Annotated in this window: 20 protein-coding genes, 2 pseudogenes and 2 riboswitches; of the genes and pseudogenes, 13 read left to right on the forward strand and 9 right to left on the reverse strand. The window is 63.1% G+C overall.

From position 1 onward, the window contains the following. Window positions 1-103 precede the first annotated feature (103 nt). Window positions 104-373: a hypothetical protein gene (locus tag KU43P_RS16620; RefSeq protein ID WP_317658460.1), complete on the reverse strand. Its 270-nt coding sequence runs from the start codon at window positions 371-373 to the stop codon at window positions 104-106. 329 nt (window positions 374-702) lie between these two features. Further along, window positions 703-1,587, reverse strand: coding sequence for a LysR family transcriptional regulator (locus tag KU43P_RS16625; protein ID WP_317658461.1), 885 nt, complete (start codon window positions 1,585-1,587; stop codon window positions 703-705). Between the two features lie 145 nt (window positions 1,588-1,732). On the opposite strand from KU43P_RS16625, the gene KU43P_RS16630 reads away from it, so the two are divergent. Further along, the gene (locus KU43P_RS16630; RefSeq protein ID WP_317658463.1) at window positions 1,733-2,752 is read left to right on the forward strand and encodes an alpha/beta hydrolase; all 1,020 of its coding nucleotides are present in this window, start codon (window positions 1,733-1,735) and stop codon (window positions 2,750-2,752) included. A gap of 43 nt (window positions 2,753-2,795) precedes the next feature. Here the strand turns inward: KU43P_RS16630 and KU43P_RS16635 are convergent, their stop codons facing one another. The 3 genes and pseudogenes from KU43P_RS16635 to KU43P_RS16645 all read right to left on the reverse strand — a co-directional run. Continuing rightward, entirely contained in the window at window positions 2,796-3,185 is a 390-nt protein-coding gene (locus KU43P_RS16635) for a hypothetical protein (protein ID WP_317658465.1), read from the reverse strand. Next, complete coding sequence (locus KU43P_RS16640; protein WP_317658466.1) at window positions 3,166-4,230, reverse strand: polymorphic toxin type 44 domain-containing protein; 1,065 nt, start codon at window positions 4,228-4,230, stop codon at window positions 3,166-3,168. Before KU43P_RS16640 ends, KU43P_RS16635 begins: the two co-directional genes overlap by 20 nt. 271 nt (window positions 4,231-4,501) lie before the next feature. Next, window positions 4,502-4,588 (reverse strand): annotated as a pseudogene (locus KU43P_RS16645) (DUF1330 domain-containing protein); the annotation flags it as partial. On the opposite strand from KU43P_RS16645, the pseudogene KU43P_RS16650 reads away from it, so the two are divergent. Then, window positions 4,571-4,998, forward strand: a pseudogene (locus KU43P_RS16650) (alpha/beta hydrolase); the annotation flags it as partial. The pseudogenes KU43P_RS16645 and KU43P_RS16650 overlap by 18 nt on opposite strands. 86 nt (window positions 4,999-5,084) lie before the next feature. On the opposite strand, the gene KU43P_RS16655 reads toward KU43P_RS16650, so the two are convergent. Further along, on the reverse strand, window positions 5,085-5,378 hold the full coding sequence (locus KU43P_RS16655; RefSeq protein ID WP_317658467.1) for a DUF1330 domain-containing protein: 294 nt from the start codon (window positions 5,376-5,378) through the stop codon (window positions 5,085-5,087). A gap of 77 nt (window positions 5,379-5,455) precedes the next feature. Here KU43P_RS16655 and ribBA point away from each other — a divergent pair, with 77 nt between their 5' ends. From ribBA to KU43P_RS16705, 10 genes are all read left to right on the forward strand, one after another. Beyond that, on the forward strand, window positions 5,456-6,577 hold the full coding sequence (gene ribBA / locus KU43P_RS16660; protein ID WP_317658468.1) for a bifunctional 3,4-dihydroxy-2-butanone-4-phosphate synthase/GTP cyclohydrolase II: 1,122 nt from the start codon (window positions 5,456-5,458) through the stop codon (window positions 6,575-6,577). Between the two features lie 345 nt (window positions 6,578-6,922). Further along, window positions 6,923-7,948 (forward strand): polyamine ABC transporter substrate-binding protein, encoded by a 1,026-nt coding sequence (locus KU43P_RS16665; protein WP_317658469.1) that lies wholly within the window; start codon window positions 6,923-6,925, stop codon window positions 7,946-7,948. Continuing rightward, window positions 7,945-8,862, forward strand: a complete 918-nt coding sequence (locus KU43P_RS16670; protein WP_317658470.1) for an ABC transporter permease — start codon at window positions 7,945-7,947, stop codon at window positions 8,860-8,862. The genes KU43P_RS16665 and KU43P_RS16670 overlap by 4 nt, the downstream gene beginning before the upstream one ends. A gap of 6 nt (window positions 8,863-8,868) precedes the next feature. Continuing rightward, entirely contained in the window at window positions 8,869-9,678 is an 810-nt protein-coding gene (locus KU43P_RS16675; RefSeq protein ID WP_317658471.1) for an ABC transporter permease, read from the forward strand. Between the two features lie 19 nt (window positions 9,679-9,697). Further along, complete coding sequence (locus KU43P_RS16680) at window positions 9,698-10,846, forward strand: ABC transporter ATP-binding protein (RefSeq protein WP_317658472.1); 1,149 nt, start codon at window positions 9,698-9,700, stop codon at window positions 10,844-10,846. Window positions 10,847-10,892: 46 nt separating this feature from the next. After that, window positions 10,893-11,100: riboswitch (cobalamin riboswitch) on the forward strand. Window positions 11,101-11,208: 108 nt separating this feature from the next. Further along, a complete protein-coding gene (locus KU43P_RS16685; protein WP_317658473.1) occupies window positions 11,209-13,335 on the forward strand; it encodes a TonB-dependent receptor in 2,127 nt (708 codons plus the stop codon). 187 nt (window positions 13,336-13,522) lie between these two features. Next, complete coding sequence (locus tag KU43P_RS16690) at window positions 13,523-14,689, forward strand: DUF1624 domain-containing protein (protein ID WP_317658474.1); 1,167 nt, start codon at window positions 13,523-13,525, stop codon at window positions 14,687-14,689. Between the two features lie 28 nt (window positions 14,690-14,717). Then, window positions 14,718-14,917, forward strand: a riboswitch (cobalamin riboswitch). Window positions 14,918-15,026: 109 nt separating this feature from the next. Then, window positions 15,027-16,049, forward strand: a complete 1,023-nt coding sequence (locus tag KU43P_RS16695) for a FecCD family ABC transporter permease (RefSeq protein ID WP_317658475.1) — start codon at window positions 15,027-15,029, stop codon at window positions 16,047-16,049. Then, entirely contained in the window at window positions 16,046-16,834 is a 789-nt protein-coding gene (locus tag KU43P_RS16700; RefSeq protein ID WP_317658476.1) for an ABC transporter ATP-binding protein, read from the forward strand. The genes KU43P_RS16695 and KU43P_RS16700 overlap by 4 nt, the downstream gene beginning before the upstream one ends. 16 nt (window positions 16,835-16,850) lie before the next feature. Next, on the forward strand, window positions 16,851-18,194 hold the full coding sequence (locus tag KU43P_RS16705; protein WP_317658477.1) for an OprD family porin: 1,344 nt from the start codon (window positions 16,851-16,853) through the stop codon (window positions 18,192-18,194). A gap of 173 nt (window positions 18,195-18,367) precedes the next feature. Here the strand turns inward: KU43P_RS16705 and adhP are convergent, their stop codons facing one another. From adhP to KU43P_RS16720, 3 genes are all read right to left on the reverse strand, one after another. After that, window positions 18,368-19,378, reverse strand: a complete 1,011-nt coding sequence (adhP, locus tag KU43P_RS16710) for an alcohol dehydrogenase AdhP (RefSeq protein ID WP_317658478.1) — start codon at window positions 19,376-19,378, stop codon at window positions 18,368-18,370. Window positions 19,379-19,474: 96 nt separating this feature from the next. After that, window positions 19,475-20,353, reverse strand: coding sequence for a WYL domain-containing protein (locus KU43P_RS16715; RefSeq protein ID WP_317658479.1), 879 nt, complete (start codon window positions 20,351-20,353; stop codon window positions 19,475-19,477). A gap of 54 nt (window positions 20,354-20,407) precedes the next feature. Next, complete coding sequence (locus KU43P_RS16720) at window positions 20,408-20,596, reverse strand: hypothetical protein (protein ID WP_317658480.1); 189 nt, start codon at window positions 20,594-20,596, stop codon at window positions 20,408-20,410. A gap of 97 nt (window positions 20,597-20,693) precedes the next feature. Between KU43P_RS16720 and KU43P_RS16725 the strand changes: the two genes are divergently transcribed. Then, window positions 20,694-20,939, forward strand: coding sequence for a hypothetical protein (locus tag KU43P_RS16725; protein ID WP_317658481.1), 246 nt, complete (start codon window positions 20,694-20,696; stop codon window positions 20,937-20,939). Window positions 20,940-20,979: the final 40 nt, after the last annotated feature.

Raw genomic sequence — 20,979 nt, forward strand, 5'->3', positions numbered from 1 at the left:
CCCAGTTCTTGGCCATCTCGATATCTCCATGGGCGGGAAGCCGACATCGAGGAACGTCTCCACACCGACGGTAGTAAGGATCTTGGGTTCGTCATCCATACCGTCATCCTCCCACCTGTTGGCCATAAAGCCGAGCATGTACATGCTCCACCAAGGCAAACGCGATCTCACCGGCATGCGTGGCATTGCCCAGCATGTTCAGGCCAGGTTCACCAGCACGGGCTCGACAATGTTCGTCGATGGTTTCGATGACGCCACACAACAACTCACTGACGTGAGCCAAGGCGTCGGGTGGGTACATGTCGTATTGGACGGTGAAGAAAGGTGTGTTGGGGGTTCTCGGGCGGGGCGGGTCAGGAACAATCTTCTTCATAGCAATCTCCCGGATTTAAATGTCAGGAAACTGCCTCTTCTATCTTTCTCACGGATAGTGGGTGACAGCGGTACGCGGGGTGAGAAACCGAGCGAATCCAGGAAAACTCGGCCAGGCAAAAGCCTGCCCGCGCACAGCTGCCATAGCGCTGCTGAAGACTGGAATCGGGATCGGGTTCTCACACCCGGCCACCCGGTTAAAGGCGACCCGGAAACGTTATCCCTGTGAGATTTCCCGTACAACAGCGAAACTTCAGCAGCGCGCGTAGAATAATTCCCAAGCAAGCGAATTTTGAAGCATTTAGTTTCAAGTTCAGACATGTCTTACAGCTAAAGCACCGCCAACCGCTCGCGCAAAAAACCCACAAACCCTTGCACCGGCCTCGCCACCTGCCGATGTTGCGGATACACCGCCGACAACTGCAACGCCGCCGGTGCCCAGTCATCCAGCACCGTCACCAGACGCCCATCGGCCAATGCCTGGCCAACGATGAAGGTCGGCAGATAGGTCACCCCCATCCCGGCTATCGCCGCGTCCCTGAGCAGCTCGCCATTGTTGGCACGCATCCGCCCAGTCACGGCAATGGCCTGCGCCTTTCCAGCGCGAACGAACTGCCACTGCACCTGCCGTGAATGCCCGTAAGGCAGGCAGTCATGCCCGGCCAGTTGCTCGGGCCGCTTCGGCACACCGCGCGTTTGAAGATATCCAGGGCTCGCACAATACACCCGCTCGACACTGGCGATGCGCCGCGCAATCAGGCTCGAATCCTCCAGCGCCCCGATGCGCAAGGCCAGGTCATGCCCCTCCCCGATCAGGTCCACGGTGCGGTCACTGAGGTCCACCTCCACATCCACCTGCGGGTGCAATTGCAGAAACTCGGTCAGCAGGCAGCCCAGGTGCGCCATGGCGAACGACAGCGGCGCACTCAGGCGCAAGGTGCCACGCAACGCCTGGGCCTGGCCGCTGATGTCGTGCTCCACCTGCTGCACTTCGCCCAGCAGGCGCAAAGCCGACTGGTAGTAGTGCTGGCCCAGCGGCGTGGCGTCCAGGCGCCGGGTGGAGCGGTTGAGCAGGCGCACGCCCAGCCGCTCCTCTAGTTGCATCAGGCGCCGGCTGACCGACTGCTTGGACATGCCCAGGCGGTCGGCGGCGGCGGTGAAACTGCCCGCCTCCATCACCTGGGCAAAGATGCGCATGTCTTCGTAAGGGTTCATTGTCTCGCTCTTGGTGACAGTCAAACGCTTTATAGCGGCTTTTTCTCATCAGTGCAGCTCCCTACTCTACGCACAGGTCGCAACGATGGCCCTGAAGGCCAGGCAAGACGCCCACCTCAACCCCTGCATAGAAAAGGATTCGCTCATGAACATTGTCCACAAGACCCTCACCGCCAGCCTCCTCGCCCTGTCCGTCTCCAATGCCTTCGCTGCCGGCAGCCCTGGCGTCGAGCAGCATACCCAGGCCTTCCTCGAAGCCCTGGAACACGGTGGCGGCAAGCCGCTGGAACAGCTCAGCCCGAAAGACGCCCGCGCCGTGCTGACCGGTGCCCAACGCTCGGTCAAGGTCGACCTCTCCGGCATCGAAGTCCAAGCGCGCTCCATTCAAGCCAACGGCGAGTCGATCAAGCTGCAGATCGTGCGTCCGGCCAATGTCAAAGGTGAGCTGCCGGTGTTCATGTTCTTCCACGGCGGTGGCTGGGTACTGGGCGATTTCCCGACCCACCAGCGGCTCATCCGCGACCTGGTGGTCGGCTCCGGTGCGGTGGCCGTCTATGTGGACTACACCCCTTCGCCGGAGGCCCAGTACCCCACCGCGATCAACCAAGCCTACGCCGCCACCCGCTGGGTAGCCGAGCACGGCAAGGAAATCGGCGTGGACGGCAAGCGCCTGGCCGTGGCCGGCAACAGCGTCGGCGGCAACATGGCGGCGGTGGTCGCCCTCAAAGCCAAGCAAGCCGGTACGCCAAAGCTGAAGTTCCAGTTACTGCTGTGGCCGGTGACCGATGCCAGTTTCGAGACCGAGTCGTACAAGCAGTTTGCCGAAGGGCACTTCCTGACCACCGGGATGATGAAGTGGTTCTGGGACAACTACACCCTGGATACCAAGGCACGCGAACAGATCTACGCCTCGCCACTGCGGGCCAGCAGCGAGCAGCTTGAGGGGTTGCCGCCAGCGCTGGTGCAAACGGCGGAGTTCGATGTGTTGCGGGATGAAGGTGAGGCGTATGCGCGCAAGTTGGATGCAGCTGGTGTGACCGTGACCTCGGTGCGGTACAACGGGATGATTCATGACTATGGGTTGCTCAACCCGTTGAGTCAGGTGCCGGCGGTAAAGGCAGCGATGAGGCAAGCGGGCACCGAACTTAAAGTACATCTGCACTGAGTCGATGACCAGAAGGCCCGCCTAGGCGGGTCTTTGGCTTCTACTACGGCAAAGGTCCACAGGCTTCAATGAATCTGTCATCGGTGCGGCTATCTATGGCACCGTCTGCCCCGATGTAGATATCGATACTTGGCCACTTGGGTTTAACCCGGATGCAGTGCGATTTTCCACGGTTGTTCCAATACAACTCCATGAAAAATTGGTCGTTCGGGAAGATATGCCCGGCGCCCCCGGTGGCTTCACCTGGGTAGATCTCACCTTTTGATAGGTCGTCTTGAACATTCAAGATGTAGCCAAGACGCCCCTGCCCCTTGTCAGAAAAATGAAAACTCACCTGGGGTGTAGCGACATACCAAAAGACGATGGGGGTAAACATTATCGCCACCACCCATCGCCAGAAATGCCGTTTCGGTTTAGTTGCAGAGGTGATCACGTGTGCCATCCCCCCAGCTTGACTGTGGCAATGCTAACACCTCATCCACGATCATCCTTGCAGTAATCCCGCCGTTTGGATACTGCTTGTACAGTTTGACGCCAATGATGATAGCGACACGATCACCTATGTCATCCCAGGCCCTCAGCCCTTTGATATCAGCGGAGCGGTGAGGCCCTTTTCGCTCCTCCCAATTTTGAACTTTCCGAATGGAGTCTGATGCAATCTGCTCAAGCCCTGCGCCGTCCAGAAGAGCGCTTTCAGAAAGGCCACCCGCCCGCCCTACATAGCCGTAGTGGATGTTCGACCTGATGTCGTAGAAGTAGTCAACTTCACCTTGCTTTTGCCAAACCCCACCGAATTGTTGCCTGATGGTTTTCTTATGATCCCATGGCCTGTCTTGACCAACCCGCTCCGCCCAAAGCGCCATCGCAGCAGCAGTGTTACCCAACTTCATTGTCTGGAAATGAAGGGAGAAAAGGCGTGCGTACCAAGGGAGATTTTGAAACTTTTCAATTTCCTCGGCCTCGTCAAAGCTGATTAGCTTCTTCATCTTCAGTACGGATGGATGTGTGATGTTGCGGTTCATTTCCCCGGCGATATAGTCGGCCGCCTGTTCCATCATGTCAGGGTCTTTGCAAGTGACAGGCTTCGGCGTCTTTTCTGCCAGCGTAGGTTTGATCGGGGCCGTGAGGCTGGATTGACCTGATGTTGCCGCTTGGCTCGCATGCTGTGTCGCCGAGGGGCTTGCCGCTTCGCCAGGCCCGCCCATGGCCAGCACCCGGTTCCTGCCCGCCGGGCAATGACACGCTACCATTGCCCCGTCGACCACCGCCGGCTGGCCCTGAATGACGAAGTTTTGTACGCCCTCCACGATCGTGCCGACTTCACCACAGACAGGGCACGGCGTGGTCTTGTCATAAAGCCTCAACGCTTCACGCCCGTGCCCTTTGAACCCGGTACCGCTGGCCAGGCACTGGGCTCCCGTGGTCGTGGTGTCTCCGTGCAGCGCCTGGTTCTTGCCCTGGATCCTGAAGCGTGCCATGTGCCGACTCCTCAAGTGAAAGACGGGAAGCTAGCACTCACAACATCCGAGAAAGTCGGGCAAATGCAGAACAGAGTCAGTCCTACACAATTCGTCGAAATGCCCTACGCGAAGCTTCTCAGACTGTCATTTTCAAAGAGACAGTAATTCACCACTAGTCATACTTTTTCCCCTAAAACTGACAGTCAACATCTCCCATCAACAGCGAAGAAGCGCTGGTGGCCTACCCTGTAGGAGCCGGCTTGCCGGCGATGAGGCCTTCAGCACCAACTCAAGCCTCAAACCCTTCCACGATGATCACCTCAGCCTGCGCCACCCCTTGCCGGTGGCTGCAGGCGTGCTGATACAACTCAGCCCGAAGGACGCCCGTGCGGTGCTGACCGGCGCCCAGGCATCAGTGAAGGTCGACCTCTCCGGCATCGACGTCCAAGCGCGCACCCTCGAGGCCAACGGCGAGTCGATCAACCTGCAGATCGTGCGCCCGGCCAATGCCAAAGGTGAGCTGCCGGTGTTCATGTTCTTCCATGGCGGCTGGGTACTGGGCGATTTCCCCACCCACCAGCGGCTGATCCGGCTGAATTCGATGTGTTGCGCGATGAAGGCGAGGCTTATGCACGCAAGCTGGATGCGGCAGGCGTGATGGTGACGTCGGTGCGGTACAACGGGATGATTCATGACTATGGGTTGCTCAACCCGTTGAGTCAGGTGCCGGCGGTGAAGGCAGCGATGCGCCAGGCCGCTGGCGAATTGAAGGTACATCTTCACTGACCCATCGCTGGCAAGCCAGCTCCCACAGGTGCGGTGGCCTACCCTGTGGGAGCCGGCTTGCCGGCGATGAGGCCTTCAGCAACAGTTCAAGCCTCGAACCCTTCCACGATGATCACCTCAGCCTTCGCCACCCCTTGCCGGTGGCTACAGGCGTCCTGATACAGCTCGGACCGATAGCAGGCCACTGCCTGCTCATACGAATCGAACTCGATCACCACACTGCGCTGCGGCGTCGGCCGCCCTTCCATCGCCTCGCTACGCCCGCCCCTGGCCAGAAACCGCCCGCCAAACGCCGCGAACGCCGCCGGCGCGCGCTGGGTGTACTGCTGATACTGCTCCGGGTCGGTCACATCCACATGGGCGATCCAATAGGCTTTCATCCGCTGCTCTCCTGTTGCAAAACTATTTGTGTATGATGGTATACCATAAAACCACCCAAAACCGTGAGCGTGCAGCAATGGCATTCAACAGCATCGAAGAACTCCTCGAGGACTACCGGCAAGGCAAGATGGTGTTGCTGGTGGACGACGAAGACCGGGAAAACGAAGGCGACCTGTTGATCGCCGCCGAGCGCTGCGACGCCCAGGCCATCAACTTCATGGCCCGCGAAGCACGCGGCCTGATCTGCCTGACCCTGACCGACGAACACTGCCAGCGCCTGGGCCTGGAGCAGATGGTACCGGCCAATGGCAGCGTGTTCAGCACCGCCTTCACCGTCTCCATCGAAGCCGCCACGGGCGTCACCACCGGCATATCCGCCGCCGACCGGGCGCGGACCGTCGCTGCGGCCATGGCACCGAACGCCCGCCCCGAAGACCTGGTTCAGCCCGGCCACATCTTCCCACTGCGCGCCCGCGAAGGCGGCGTGCTGACTCGCGCCGGGCACACCGAGGCCGGTTGCGACCTGGCGCGCCTGGCCGGTTTCAGCCCGGCGTCGGTGATCGTCGAAGTGCTCAACGACGACGGCACCATGGCCCGGCGGCCGGACCTTGAAGTGTTCGCCGCCGAGCATGGCATCAAGATCGGCACCATCGCCGACCTCATCCACTACCGCCTGAGCACCGAGCAGACCATCAAGCGCATCGGCGAGCGCGAGCTGCCCACCGTGCATGGCACCTTCCGCCTGGTCACCTACGAAGACCGCATCGAAGGGGGCGTGCACATGGCCATGGTCATGGGCGATATCCGCCGCGAGCAGCCGACCCTGGTGCGCGTGCACGTGATCGACCCGCTGCGCGACCTGGTCGGGGCCGAGTATGCAGGGCCGGCCAACTGGACGTTGTGGGCGGCGCTGCAGAAGGTGGCCGAGGAAGGTGCCGGGGTGGTGGTGATCCTTGCCAACCATGAATCCTCGCAGGCACTGCTGGAGCGAGTACCGCAGCTTACCCAGCCGCTGCGGCCTTATCAGCGTGGGCAGTCGAAGGTGTATTCGGAGGTCGGCACTGGCGCGCAGATTCTGCAGGACCTGGGCGTGGGCAAGCTGCGCCACCTGGGCCCGCCGCTCAAATACGCGGGTTTGGCGGGGTATGAGCTGGAAGTGGTGCAGAGCATTCCGTTCGAGCCGGGGATGGTGGGCTAATCGTCCGGCATTGAACCCAGGGGTTTCCCGGTGGGAGCCGGCTTGCCGGCGATAGGGCCCGAACAGGCAGCCCATGGTGGTTGTCTGCACCGGCCTCATCGCCGGCAAGCCGGCTCCCACAAGCGAGGGCGCGCTGGCTTCTGGAACTGAGTGATGGCCGGTAGCCTCCCCCCTCTTGCCAAAAGTTTGGAATACCATAATATGATATCCCGTAGACCTTAAATTCACGGGCCGCCTAAACTGAAAAACGGCCACCCACACATTGTCAAAGCTGCTCCCCGAATACTGTTGGCGGGCGCACACCCAGCCCCGCCTCGAATAACAAAAAGCAACGAGGGCGTAACCATGCTGTTGAGCAAACGTGTAACCGCAGTGCTGTCTGCCAGCCTGCTGACCCTGGCATGTCAGGCCGTCCAGGCCGCCGACAGCCTCAACTTCGTCAGCTGGGGCGGGACCACCCAGGACGCCCAGAAAGAAGCGTGGGCCGTACCCTTCACCAAATCGACCGACATCAAGGTCGTCCAGGACGGCCCTACCGACTACGGCAAGCTCAAAGCCATGGTCGAAAGCGGCAACGTGCAGTGGGACGTGGTCGACGTCGAAGCCGACTTCGCCCTGCGCGCCGCCAGCGAAGGCCTGCTCGAACCCCTCGATTTCAACACCATCCAACGCGACAAGATCGACCCGCGTTTCGTATCCGACCACGGCGTCGGTTCGTTCTTCTTCTCCTTCGTGCTCGGCTACAACGAAGGCAAGCTTGGCGCCAACAAGCCGGTCGACTGGACTGCGCTGTTCGACACCAAGACCTACCCAGGCAAGCGCGCCCTGTACAAATGGCCAAGCCCCGGTGTGCTGGAACTGGCCCTGCTGGCCGACGGCGTAGCCCCCGACAAGCTCTACCCGCTGGACCTGGACCGCGCCTTCAAGAAGCTCGACACCATCAAGAAAGACATCGTCTGGTGGGGCGGCGGCGCCCAGTCGCAGCAACTGCTGGCTTCCGGTGAAGCGTCGCTCGGCCAGTTCTGGAACGGCCGCGTCTACGCGCTGCAGCAAGACGGCGCGCCCGTCGGCGTGAGCTGGAAGCAGAATTTGGTCATGGCCGATTTCCTGGTCATCCCCAAAGGTGCCAAGAACAAGGACGCGGCCATGAAGTTCCTGGCCAACGCCAGCAGTGCCGAAGGCCAGGCCGAGTTCGCCAACAAGACCGCCTACGCTCCGGTGAACGTCGACAGCGTGGCCAAGCTGGACAAGGACCTTGCGCAGAACCTGCCGACGGCCTATGCCCAGGACCAGGTCACCCTGGACTTCGCCTACTGGGCGAAGAATGGCCAGGCCATCGCGGCACGCTGGAATGAGTGGCTGGTGAAATGAAAGTCGCCATCAACGCCCTGCACAACGCGCAAGGTGCCCCCACGGGCGCCGGCGCCCCGGGAGCGGCCCCTCGCCGCGAACCGATGAGCCGCCGCTGGAAAGGCAGCCGCAACCTGCTGCCGGCCCTGTTGTTCCTCGGCCTGTTCTTCTTCGCGCCGCTGATCGGCCTGCTGCTGCGCGGCGTGCTGGAGCCGGTGCCGGGGCTGGGCAACTACGAGCAACTGTTCGCCAACTCGGCCTATGCACGGGTGCTGTTCAACACCTTCTCGGTGGCCGGCGTGGTCACCCTGATCAGCGTGCTGCTGGGCTTCCCGCTGGCCTGGGCGATCACCCTGGTGCCCAAGGGCTGGGGCCGCTGGCTGCTGAACATCGTGCTGCTGTCGATGTGGACCAGCCTGCTGGCGCGCACCTACTCGTGGCTGGTGCTGCTGCAGAGCTCGGGGGTGATCAACAAGGTGCTGATGGCCCTGGGCATCATCGATGCCCCGCTGGAGATGGTGCACAACCTCACCGGCGTGGTGATCGGCATGAGCTACATCATGATCCCGTTCATCGTGCTGCCGCTGCAGGCGACCATGCACGCCATCGACCCGATGGTGCTGCAGGCCGGTTCCATCTGCGGCGCCAGCCCCTGGACCAACTTCTGGAAGGTGTTCCTGCCGCTGTGCCGCTCGGGGCTGTTCTCCGGGGCGCTGATGGTGTTCGTGATGTCGCTCGGTTACTACGTGACCCCGGCCCTGCTCGGCGGTGCGCAGAACATGATGCTGCCCGAATTCATCATCCAGCAGGTGCAGTCGTTCCTCAACTGGGGCCTGGCCAGCGCCGCCGCCGCACTGCTGGTGGTCATCACCCTGGTGCTCTTCTACCTGTACCTGAAGCTGCAGCCGGAATCCCCGGTCGGCAACGCGAGGTAATCCGCCATGCTGCTTTCACCCAATGCCATGGGCCGCCCGCTGCGCACGGGCCTGTACCTGACCACCGGGGTCATCGCCGCCTTCCTGCTGCTGCCGGTGGTGTTCATCGTGCTGCTGTCGTTCGGCTCGTCCCAGTGGCTGGTGTTCCCGCCACCGGGCTGGACCCTCAAGTGGTACGCACAGTTCTTCGCCAACCCGGAGTGGATGGACGCCGCCCTGGCCAGCCTCAAGGTGGCCTTGCTGACCACCCTGTTCGCCGTGCTGCTGGGCCTGCCCACCGCCTTCGCCCTGGTGCGAGGCCGCTTCCCCGGCCGCGAGATGCTCTACGGCCTGTTCACCATGCCGATGATCGTGCCGCTGGTGATCATCGCGGTGGCGGTGTACGCGCTGTTTCTCAAGCTGGGCTATACCGGCACGCTGTTCGCCTTCGTGGTCAGCCACGTGATCGTCGCCCTGCCCTTCACCATCATCTCGATCATCAACTCGCTGAAGCTGTTCGACCAGTCGATCGAGGATGCCGCAGTGATCTGCGGCGCATCGCGCCTGCAGGCGATCTTCAAGGTGACCTTCCCGGCCATTCGCCCGGGGATGATCGCTGGCGGCCTGTTCGCCTTCCTGGTGTCGTGGGACGAGGTGGTGCTGAGCGTGATGATGGCCAGCCCCGACCTGCAGACCCTGCCGGTAAAAATGTGGACCACCCTGCGCCAGGACCTGAGCCCGGTGATCGCCGTCGCCTCGACGCTGCTGATCGGCCTTTCGCTACTGGTCATGGTCATTGCCGCCGCCTTGCGCCGGCGCACCGAAGTCAACGCTTGAGCGCCCGGAGACAACAACAATGAGTGCAGTGATCAAAGACAACGCGCACAACAAGACCCTGGTCAGCCTGCGCGGCCTGAACAAGCACTACGGCGACTTCACCGCCGTGGACAACTTGGACCTGGAGATCCAAGACGGCGAGTTCCTCACCTTTCTCGGCTCCAGCGGCTCGGGCAAATCCACGACCCTGTCGATGCTGGCCGGCTTCGAAACCCCGAGCAGCGGCGAGATTCTGGTCGAGGGCCAGTCGCTGGTGAACGTGCCGCCGCACAAGCGTGACATTGGCATGGTGTTCCAGCGCTACTCGCTGTTCCCGCACCTGAACGTGCGCGACAACATCGCCTTCCCGCTGGCCATCCGCAAGCTCGGCAGCGCCGAGATCAACAAGCGCGTCGACGCCATGCTCAAGCTGGTGCAGCTTGAGCAGTTCGCCCACCGCAAGCCGTCGCAGATGTCCGGCGGCCAGCAACAGCGCGTGGCGATCGCCCGGGCGCTGGTGTACGAGCCCCGCATCCTGCTGATGGACGAACCCCTCGGCGCGCTCGACAAGAAGCTGCGCGAAGACCTGCAGGATGAACTGCGCCAGCTGCACCGGCGCCTGGGCATCACCATCGTCTACGTCACCCACGACCAGGAAGAAGCCATGCGCCTGTCCCAGCGCATCGCCATCTTCAGCCACGGCAAGATCGTCGGCCTGGGCAGCGGCTACGACCTCTACCAGAACCCGCCGAACGCCTTCGTCGCCTCGTTCCTGGGCAACTCGAACTTCCTGCGGATCAAGGCCACCAGCCATGGCGCTGGCAGTTTCGAAGGCCAGCCAGTGGCGATCCGCCTGACCCCTGGCCTGGCCGTCGGGCAGGAAGCACTGATCATGGTGCGCCCGGAAAAAGCCCTGGCCCTGACCCTCGACCAGGCCACGCGCGAACCCCTGCCGGCGGGCTGGAACGAAGTCGTTGCCAAGGTCGGCGAGGTGCTGTTCCTCGGCGAGAGCCAGACCTGCCACGTGATGACTCCAGGCGGTACCGAACTGACCGTTAAAGCGTTGTCTGCCGCCGGCATGCCGATGCAGCCGGGGGACACCGTGAAAGTGCGCTGGGCAGTGGCCGATGCCTGCATCTACACCGAGTGGGCGCAAAGCGACCTGAGCAAGGCGGCGGGCGCGCACTGAACTTGAGCAAGCGGTAAATGATTGACGCGCGCTCCGACCAGTGGTCAGATGCGCGCCAGTTTCAGGTGTCCTGCGCCGCCGCGCGCAGGGTGAAACGGGAAGCCGGTGCGTCGTGGTTCACGACAAGTCCGGCGCTGCCCCCGCAACGGTAAGCGAGCGAAGCCTTCGACACACCACTGTGCACCTGCATGGGAAGGTGAAGGCCTTCATGACCCTCGCAAGCCCGGAGACCGGCCTGAAGCTTCACTTGGCAACCCGCGGTGGGCGGGCGCAGGCCGGTATCCGCGTGCGCGCCTGCGTCCGCGGTGCGCCGTTGCGTGTTTTCCACCGGGATCCATTCATTCCTGCAGTAGTGGAAAGACATGTCCCGTATCTTCAAGCTTCACCCCCTGGCGGCCTGCCTGGCCGTGACCTTCCCAGCCTTGGCCGACGAACAGCACAGCACGGTGCTGGCACTGCCCTCCACGGCCGTTACCGATACCCGAGATGAACAGCACATCGACCTGACCACGCCGACCCCGGCCGGTTCGCGGCTGAACCTCAGCGCCCTGGAAACCCCTGCCAGCACCAGCAGCCTCAGCGCCGCAGAAATCGAGCAGCGCAACAACCTCACCGTGCAGGACGCTGTCACCCGCTCGCCCGGCATCACCTTCATCGGCAGCCCAGGCGATGGCGGCACCGGCCTGTCGGCGCGGGGGTTCACCGGGCATGGCTCGGTGATGACGCTGTTCGACGGCGCGCGCCTGTACACCGGCGCCGGCACCCAGACCTTCCCGGTCGACCCGTGGATGGTCGAGCGCATCGATGTCATTCGTGGCCCGGCCTCGGTGCTGTATGGCGAAGGCGCCACCGGCGCGGTGATCAACGTGGTCCCGAAAAAGCCCTTCGCCGGTGACATCCACAACCACCTGCGCCTGGGTTACGGCTCGTGGGACCGCCAGCAACTGGGCCTGGACAGCGGCGGCAGCCTTAGCGAGCGCCTGAGCTACCGCCTCACCCTCAACCAGCAGGCCGGCAACGGCTGGGTCGACCGCACCGATTCACGCAGCCTGGCCCTGAGCGCCGCGCTGCGCTTCGACGCCAGCGACGACCTGAGCTTCACCCTGGCCCACGAGCGCGGCGATGCCGAGCCTGCCAACTACTACGGCACCCCGCTGATCGACGGCCACTACCGCAGCAGCCTGCGCAACAAGAACTACAACATCCAGAACGACGTGCAGCGCTACCACGACGAATGGACCCGCTTCACCACCGACTGGGCCATCAACGACCAGGTCAGTGCCAGCAACCAGCTCTACTACATCAAGAGCCGCCGGCACTGGCGCAATGCCGAGGACTACAGCTGGGACGCAGACCGCGAGCAACTGCTGCGCCAGAGCTACCTGGAGATCAAGCACAACCAGGAGCAGATCGGCGACCGCCAGACCTTCACCTTCGATCACTCGCTGTTCGGCCTGGCGAGCAAGACGATGGTCGGCGCCGAGTACAACAAGGTGCGCTTCAACGTCGACAGCAACGCACCATACAACGACGTCGGCGGCGACTACATCGACCCCTGGCAGCCGACACCGGGCGGGTTCCACAGCAACTCGCCCACGCGCCCGCAAACCCTGTCCACCACCCACACCTTCGCCCTGTTCGCCGAAAACCGCCTGCAGCTGACCGAGCGTCTGTCGCTGGTGACCGGCGTGCGCCGTGACCAGAACCACATCGACCGCGACAACCTCATCGACGACACCCGCAGCGACCGCAGCCTGGCTGGCGGCAACTGGCGTGCGGGGTTGGTGTATGCGGTCAGTGACGACCTGTCGCTGTATGGCCAGTACTCCACCAGCGAGGACGGAGTGAACAACCTGGTCAGCCTCAGCCCAACGCAGATGAACTACGACCTGACCGAGGCGAAGCAGACCGAGCTGGGGCTCAAGCAGCGGTTCTGGGAGGGCCGTGGCGAGTGGACGTTGGCGGCCTTCCACATCGTCAAGAAGAAGCTGCTGGTGGATGACCCGATCACCCATGAAAAACAGCAGGCGGGGCAACAGACCTCCGATGGCCTCGAAGCGACGCTGGAGCTGTCCTTGCCACGGCAGTGGCAGGTGTCGGCCAATGCCGCCGTGGTGCGTGCGAAGTATGACGCGTTCGATGAGAGGGTCGGCGGTGTGCCGCAGGACCGTGCTGGTAATCGGCCGACTAACGTGCCACGGCGTACGGCCAACCTGTGGCTGAGCAAGGGGTTCGGCCAGCAGGTGGAGGCCGGGCTTGGGGCGCGTTATGTGGATGAGCGTTATGCCAACACCGCCAACACCCAAAGCGCGCCGGGGTACACCGTGGTCGATGCCAATATCGGGTGGCAGGTGTTGCCAGATGTGCGGTTGGGGTTGCAGGTGAACAACCTGTTCGACCGCGAGTATGTGGCCTCGGCGTTCAGTGGTACGCAATGGATCATGGGGGCGCCGCGGTCTTATTTTGCGACGGTGGATTACAGCTTCTGATTTGATTTGGCTGTACTGGCCCTATCGCCGGCAAGCCGGCTCCCACAGGTGCTCCCACTGCATTCGAAATCAGTGGTGCCGGCGATAGGGCCAGGCCTCACAGCACAAAAACAACTTTCACGCCCACGCAAATTAGTTATAAGATAACGTTTCAGTTGGCAATCATTCTTACCTGCGACCCTCTCCCATGACAAGCGCCGCCGCCACCCCCACCCTGCTCACCCAGCGCCTGCAGAGCATCGACGCCCTGCGCGGCCTGGTGATCCTGTTCATGCTGCTCGACCACGTACGCGAAACCTTCTTCCTGCACCGCCAGGTCAGCGACCCGATGGCCATCGACGCCACCGACCCCTCGCTGTTCGTCAGCCGTACCCTGGCCCACCTCTGCGCCCCCGTGTTCGTCCTGCTCACCGGCCTGTCGGCCTGGCTGTATGGCGAGAAATACCAGGGCCGCAGCGATGTCTCGGCCTTCCTGTTCAAACGCGGCCTGTTCCTGGTGGCACTGGAATTCACCCTGGTGAACTTTGCCTGGACATTCCAACTCCCGCCCAGCGTGATCTACCTGCAAGTGATCTGGGCGATTGGCATCAGCATGATCGCGCTGTCGTTGCTGGTGTGGCTGCCACGCCCCGCGCTGGTGGCGCTGGGCGCCCTGATCGTCGCCGGCCACAACCTGCTCGATGGCGTGCACTTCGGCGTGGCGTCGGCGATGCATGTGCCGTGGGCGATCCTGCATGACCGTGGCTGGCTGGAGGCCTCCGAGCACCTGCGCCTGCGCACCTCGTACCCGGTGTTGCCGTGGATCGGCGTGATTGCCTTGGGCTACGGCCTCGGCCCCTGGTTCGCCCGTGGCAGCGCTGCGCAACAGCGCCAGCATCAACTGCTGCTGGCCGGCGTCATCGCCCTGCTCGGCTTCATGGTGCTGCGCATCCAGAACGGCTACGGCGAAGCCCCGTGGAGCGGCTACCCGACCCTGACGCAAACCCTGATGAGTTTCTTCAACATCACCAAATACCCGCCGTCGCTGCTGTTCCTGGCCCTGACCCTGGGCTGCGGCCTGCTGTTGCTGCGCGCCTTCGAACGCGCAGGGCAAGCGCGCTGGATCAACGCCCTGGCCGTGTTCGGCGCGGCGCCGATGTTCTTCTACCTGCTGCACCTGTACGTGCTGAAGCTGCTGTACCTGGCCAGCGTCGCGCTGCTGGGCCACAACCACGGCGACTACTTTGGCTTCGACAGCATCGCCGCAGTGTGGCTGACCGCCGCACTGCTGGCCGTGGCGCTGTACCTGCCGGTGCGCGGGTTCGCCCGGCTCAAGGCGCGCCGGCGCGACATCGCCTGGCTCAAGTACCTGTGATTTAGCGTTTCACCCGGCGGCCCGATGGTCTACCATGCCGCCCGCCGGTTTCCACCACGGAACTAACAGGGAATCCCAGGCCCGCCCAGGCGTGCCAAACGGAACTGCCCCCGCAACTGTAGGTGCCGAGCCCGCTCCATCGATGCCACTGGGTCAGCCGACCCGGGAAGGCCGGGGCCGGGCGACGACGCACCAGTCAGGAGACCTGCCGGCCCACATTCACCAACCGGCGGGGTGTCCGGGATTGGCCATTGGTGCTGCCCTGCTGTATGCCAGGGCTCGGCGATGCCTGTCCGTGGGTTCCTTGCGAGAACTGCCCGATAGGAGATCGCCCTGCATGCAGCCCCGTTTCGCCACACTGCTCACCGGGCTGGCCCTGGTCACCCTGCTGGCGGCCGTGCTGGCCGGTACGGCCATTGGCGAAACCGCGCTGTCGCCGCGGCTGGTCTGCCAGGTGCTGGCCAACCACCTGTGGCAAGCCGGCTACCCGATCGACCCGATCGACGCCGGCATCGTCTGGAACTATCGCTTGCCCCGCACCCTCGTCGCCGCTGCCTGCGGGGCCGGGCTTGCGACGTGCGGGGTGATACTCCAGGCCCTGCTGCGCAATCCACTGGCCGAGCCCTACCTGCTCGGCTTGTCGGCGGGCGCCTCGACCGGTGCGGTGCTGGTCGGCCTGCTCGGTGTGGGCAGTGCGGCCCTGAGCCTGTCCGCCGGCGCCTTCATCGGCGCCGTGGCGGCTTTCGCCCTGGTGCTGCTGTTGGCCCGTGCGGCCGGCCCGAACAGCCACAACGCCCAAGTGATTCTCGCGGGCATCGCCGGCTCGCAACTGTTCAACGCCATCACCGCGTTCCTCATCACCAAGTCCGCCACTGCCGAACAGGCGCGGGGCATTCTCTTCTGGCTGCTGGGCAACCTCAGCGGTGTGCGCTGGCCGTCGGTGTGGCTGGCACTGCCCGCGGCGCTGTTCGGCTTGCTGGTGTGCCTGTGGCAGCGCCGTGCACTGGATGCCTTCACCTTCGGCGCCGACTCGGCGGCGTCGCTGGGCGTTGCCGTGCGCCGCACGCAATTGCTGCTGGTGAGCTGCGCCGCGCTGGTGACGGCGGTGATGGTGTCCATCGTCGGTGCCATCGGCTTTGTCGGGCTGGTGATTCCCCATGCCTTGCGCCTGCTGCTCGGCCCCGGCCACAACCGCCTGTTGCCAGCCAGTGCGCTGGGAGGGGCATTGTTCCTGATGGCTGCTGATGTGCTGTCGCGCACGTTGATTGCAGGGCAGGTGATCCCGGTGGGCGTGGTCACCGCGCTGATCGGCGCACCGGTCTTTGCCCTGATCCTGGTCAGCCGCCGGGGGCAGCCATGACCGCCATGACCGCGCCGCAGCTTGCGCCCCTCGCCTGCCAGGGCCTGAACTTTCAGTTGGCGGGCAATTCGGTGCTGCGGGGGGTCGAGCTGAGCGTGAGGCCGGGTGAAACCCTCGGCATCGTCGGCCCCAACGGCTCTGGCAAATCGTCCTTGCTCAAGCTTCTGGCCGGGCTGCGCACCCCGCACAGCGGCAGCGTGCAGCTGCTCGGCGAGCCCATCGCACGCCTGCCCCGGCGGCGTATCGCCCAGGCCCTGGCGCTGGTCGAGCAGCAGGCCGACACCCTCGATGCCATTCGCGTATTCGACGCCGTGGCCCTGGGCCGCACGCCGTGGCTGTCGGCGTTGGCACCGTTCTCCAGCAATGACCGCGCGATCGTCGACCAGGCCCTGGCCGATGTCGATGCCACGCACCTGCGCACACGCCTCTGGGGGTCGTTGTCCGGCGGTGAACGCCAACGCGTGCACATCGCCCGCGCCCTGGCCCAGCGGCCCCAGGTGCTGCTGCTCGATGAGCCGACCAATCACCTGGATATCCAGCACCAGCTCAGCCTGCTGCAGCAGGTCCAGGCACTGCCGGTGACTACCCTGGTCGCCCTGCACGACCTCAACCAGGCACTGACCTGCGACCGTGTGGCAGTGCTCGATCAGGGCCAGCTGGTCGCCCTCGGCAAACCGCTCCAGGTGCTCACCCCCGAGCGCCTGCTGAGCACCTTCGGCGTGCACGCCCATTACCTCATCGACCCCTTCGACGGCGCGCACATTCTGCGTTTGCGCGCCCCCTGACCTGGAAGTTGCCACCATGCCGTTGCGCCCCTGCGCCCTGCTGCTCGCCAGCACCGTACTACCCGCTACCGCGCTGGCCGACTCCGCGCAATCGCAAAGCCGCGGGTTGGTCGAAGACAGCAGCTGGAGCCTGCTCAACCGCACCGTATACGACCAGCGTGACTACAAGCACGGCGGGCGCAACAGCGCCGCCCGCAATGCCTACAAGCCGCGCAGCGAACGCAATGGCATGGCCGAGGAATGGGCCTACGGTTTGATGGGCACGTTCCAGTCCGGTTTTACCCAGGGCCTGATTGGGGTGGGTGTGGATGCCCATGCCTACCTGGGCGTGCAGCTCGACAGCGGCGGCGGCCGGGCCGGCAAGGCGCGGTTGCTGGGCGTGGACAATGATGGCCACTCGAAGAATGCATACAGCCGTGGCGGTGCGGCAGTGAAATTGCGCGCGTCCAATACGGTGTTGTCCTACGGCGAGCAACGGGTGAAGACGCCAGTGTTCAGCTCTTCCGACAGCCGCCTGCTGCCCGAAACGGCGACCGGGCTCTTCCTCAGCAGCAACGAGATCGACACGCTGAAACTGGTCGCGGGCCACTTCAACGAAAGCACCGACCGTAACGCCTCGAGCCATGACCAGGGCTTCGTGGTGAACTACTCGAACGGCCCCCAAGGCAATAGCTTCGAGCTTGCCGGCCTGGTATGGAACCCCGGTGCCGCATTCAGCGCCAGCCTGTATACCTCGCGCTATGAAGACACCTGGAACCAGCACTACCTCGGCAGCACACTGACCCGTGCACTGGACGACCGCCGCAGCCTGAGCCTGGACCTGAACCTGTACCGCACCACCGATACCGGCAAGGCCCTTTCCGGGCGCATCGACAACACCACCTGGAGCCTGGTCTCGCGCTACAGCCAGGGGGCGCATACCTTCAGCCTCGGCTGGCAGCAGGTCGACGGCAACACCCCATTCGACTACGTGACCCGCGGGGCGATCTACCTGACCAACGCGGTGCAGATGTCCGATTTCAACGCACCGAACGAGAAGTCATGGCAGGCGCGTTATGACCTGAACATGGGCGCTTACGGGGTACCGGGCCTGAACCTGACGGCGCTGTACGTGCGCGGCTTCGAGATCGATGGCAGCCATGTCGACCCCAACGGCGGCTATGCCTACCTGGGTTATAGCAAGGGTGGCAAACACTGGGAACGGGATTTGGAGGCGCGCTATGTGGTGCAGAGCGGCAAGGCCAAGGGCACGACCTTTTCGTTGCGGCATAATTTGCATCGGGGTAATACGGCGCAGGCGGAGCTGGATGGTGACCAGATCCGCCTGGCAGTGGAGTGGCCGTTGAGCGGCGGGTTCTGAATGACCTGGCGTTGCGCACGCCTTGCTCTGTGGGAGCCAGCTTGCCGGCGATAAGGTCGCGCCAGACAAAGCCGTTTTGATGCGGCTGTTCGGGCCCTATCGCCGGCAAGCCGGCTCTCACAGGGACATCATGGCAATCAACCCCTGTTGCATTCAAAGCATGTGGGGGTGGCTCAACCCTCGAAGTTGATCACCATGCGGCCCTTGATCTTGCCTTCCAGCATCTCGTCGAAAATGTCGTTGATGTCTTCGATCGGGCGCAGCGTCACCTTGGGCACCACCTTACCTTGCGCGGCAAATTCGAAGGCTTCGACCAAGTCTTGACGCGTACCGACCAGCGACCCCACCACTTCGATGCCATCGAGCACCAGCCGTGGAATATCCAGGCTCATGGCCTCGGACGGCAGCCCCACGGCCACCAGCCGCCCACCTGCGCGCAGCGCATCCACCGCCGAGTTGAAGGCGCTTTTCGAAACCGCCGTGACCACCGCCGCATGGGCACCGCCGGTCTTTTCCTGAACGATCTTCGCCACATCCTCGCTGCGCGGGTTGAGCACCAGGTCGGCGCCCATCTCGCGGGCGAACGCGAGCTGCTCGTCATTCACATCGATCGCGATAACCCGGGCATTGAAGACGTTCTTCGCGTATTGCAGGGCCAGGTTGCCCAGGCCACCCAACCCATAGATGGCAACCCACTGCCCCGGGCGGATGTTGGAGGATTTGACGGCCTTGTACGTGGTCACCCCGGCACAGGTGATGCTGCTGGCCGCTGCCGAGTCGAGGCCATCCGGTACTTTCACCGCGTAGTCGGCCACCACGATGCACGATTCGGCCATGCCGCCGTCCACGGTGTAACCGGAGTTCTTCACCTCGCGGCACAGCGTCTCGTTTCCGCTGTTGCAGTACTCGCAGTGCCCGCAACCCTGATAGAACCACGCCACGCTGGCCCGGTCGCCCGGCTTTAGCGACGTCACCCCTGGCCCGACCTCGACCACGACACCAATCCCCTCGTGGCCGAGCACCACGCCGGTCTTGTCGCCGAAATCGCCATTTTTCACATGCAAGTCGGTGTGACAGACACCGCAGCACTGCATCCTCAGCAACGCTTCACCGTGCCCCAGCGGCCGAAGTGTCTTTTCCACCACCTCGACGCGGCGCCCTTTGGCAACAACTGCAGCTTTCATGAATGCCTCCTTGTTTACCTGAGTGAGCTTGAGTTGAAGGCTTCAGCATAGAGGCGATTCGTGCGAACGGATTGCTTCAGGTCAAAAAGCGGCTTCTCAGTCGAGGCTCAACCATGGTTTCAGCGCTGCCCGGTTGGCCAGCACCAACTGCTGGGCCTCTGGCCTTGCATCATGCATGCTCGGGTTCACATGGAAGCGCCGCACAACATACTTGGCCAACGCCAATGAGCTAGGCACCACCAGGTGGCCATCGACCATGCCGTAATCCACTTCGATGATCGCCTGCTGGGCATCCGTCAGCCGCTCGTCGGGCTTGAAGATCACATCGATCGGCGTATTCCATTCCACATCGAGGTCCATGCCGTTTTCGGTTTCTTCATCACGCAGCTCCGGCACGCCACGGAAACGGCTGAGCACAAAGTCGCGGTACTTGCCGTTCTTCTCGCAATACGCCCGCACATGCCAGCGCATGCCGGTGTACACCAGCGTGTGGGGAGCGATGGTGCGCCCTTCCAGCGCCGGGCTGTTGAACGACACGTAGTCGATATCCAGGCGCCGCTTCTCCCGGCAGGCCTTGAGCAGCGGGCGCAGCACCTCGGGCTTCACCGAGCGGTCTGGCACCTTGAGCACTTCGGTGTGCCCGTAGGCCAAGGCCAGGCCCTCGATATGCGGCGCACGCTCGTTGTTCTGGTTGAGCAGGTCCAGGTAGGCGCTGGCGCTGTCATCGATGAACAGCGGTTTGAACTGGCGGGTTGGCACATAACCCTTTATCTGCTTGTCGTAGACCAGGTTCTTCGACGCGTAGTCGTTGATGTAGGTGTTGATGTCCTTGGACGCCTGCTGCCGGCTGATACCGAAGCTTTGCATCAAGTGATTGGTCGTCAGCCGCCCCTCCCACCAGACCACCGTTTCGATCAGGCGGTAGCGCAAGGCCAGGTCCCAGCGGGTCTGTTCCATTCGTTGCGTGCGTTTCATCCAGGCTCCTGCACTGTGTGCAAAGCAGATTGATGTGTCGCCAAATCCTACGTGTCAGGCAACACGCGAATCAAGGTGCAACGCATATGTAAAGAAAATAGGCACATGCGCCGCACGATTGCCGTTTAGAAATGCCAGCGCCTTGATCAGCCACAAGCCACGGTACTCGGTAGCTGCACCGCCTATCGCGATATCAAAATGCCTTCTCCATTGATTACGACCTGCCCCCAGGACCTGTACCATTCCTTTACCTGTACAAGTCACCATTATCGACATGTAATTTTAATGGACATATCTTCCTACTTACCGGCACTAAGCCACTAGTCAAGGAAGCCTTACCATGGAAGCGCTCGAAATCACCCTGCTGGGCGTCACCGGCACCACCCTACTGCTGCAAGGCCTGCAGCATGCCCGCCTGGGCGATATCTGGAACCTATTGAAAAGCGACCGCGACCTGGAGCGCACCGCACGCATCCATGAACAGGAAAACACCGAGCTGCGCTCCGCCCTTCGTGCCGAACGCGAGCACGTGAGCCAGCTGCAGCGCCAGGTTCACCTGTTGATGGGGCTTATCCCCGAAGCCTGAGGGCATGCCGGCCAGCCCTCATCGCTTTTGCCATGACACT

Source organism: Pseudomonas sp. KU43P, assembly GCF_033095865.1.
In the GTDB taxonomy this organism is placed as follows: Bacteria; Pseudomonadota; Gammaproteobacteria; order Pseudomonadales; family Pseudomonadaceae; genus Aquipseudomonas.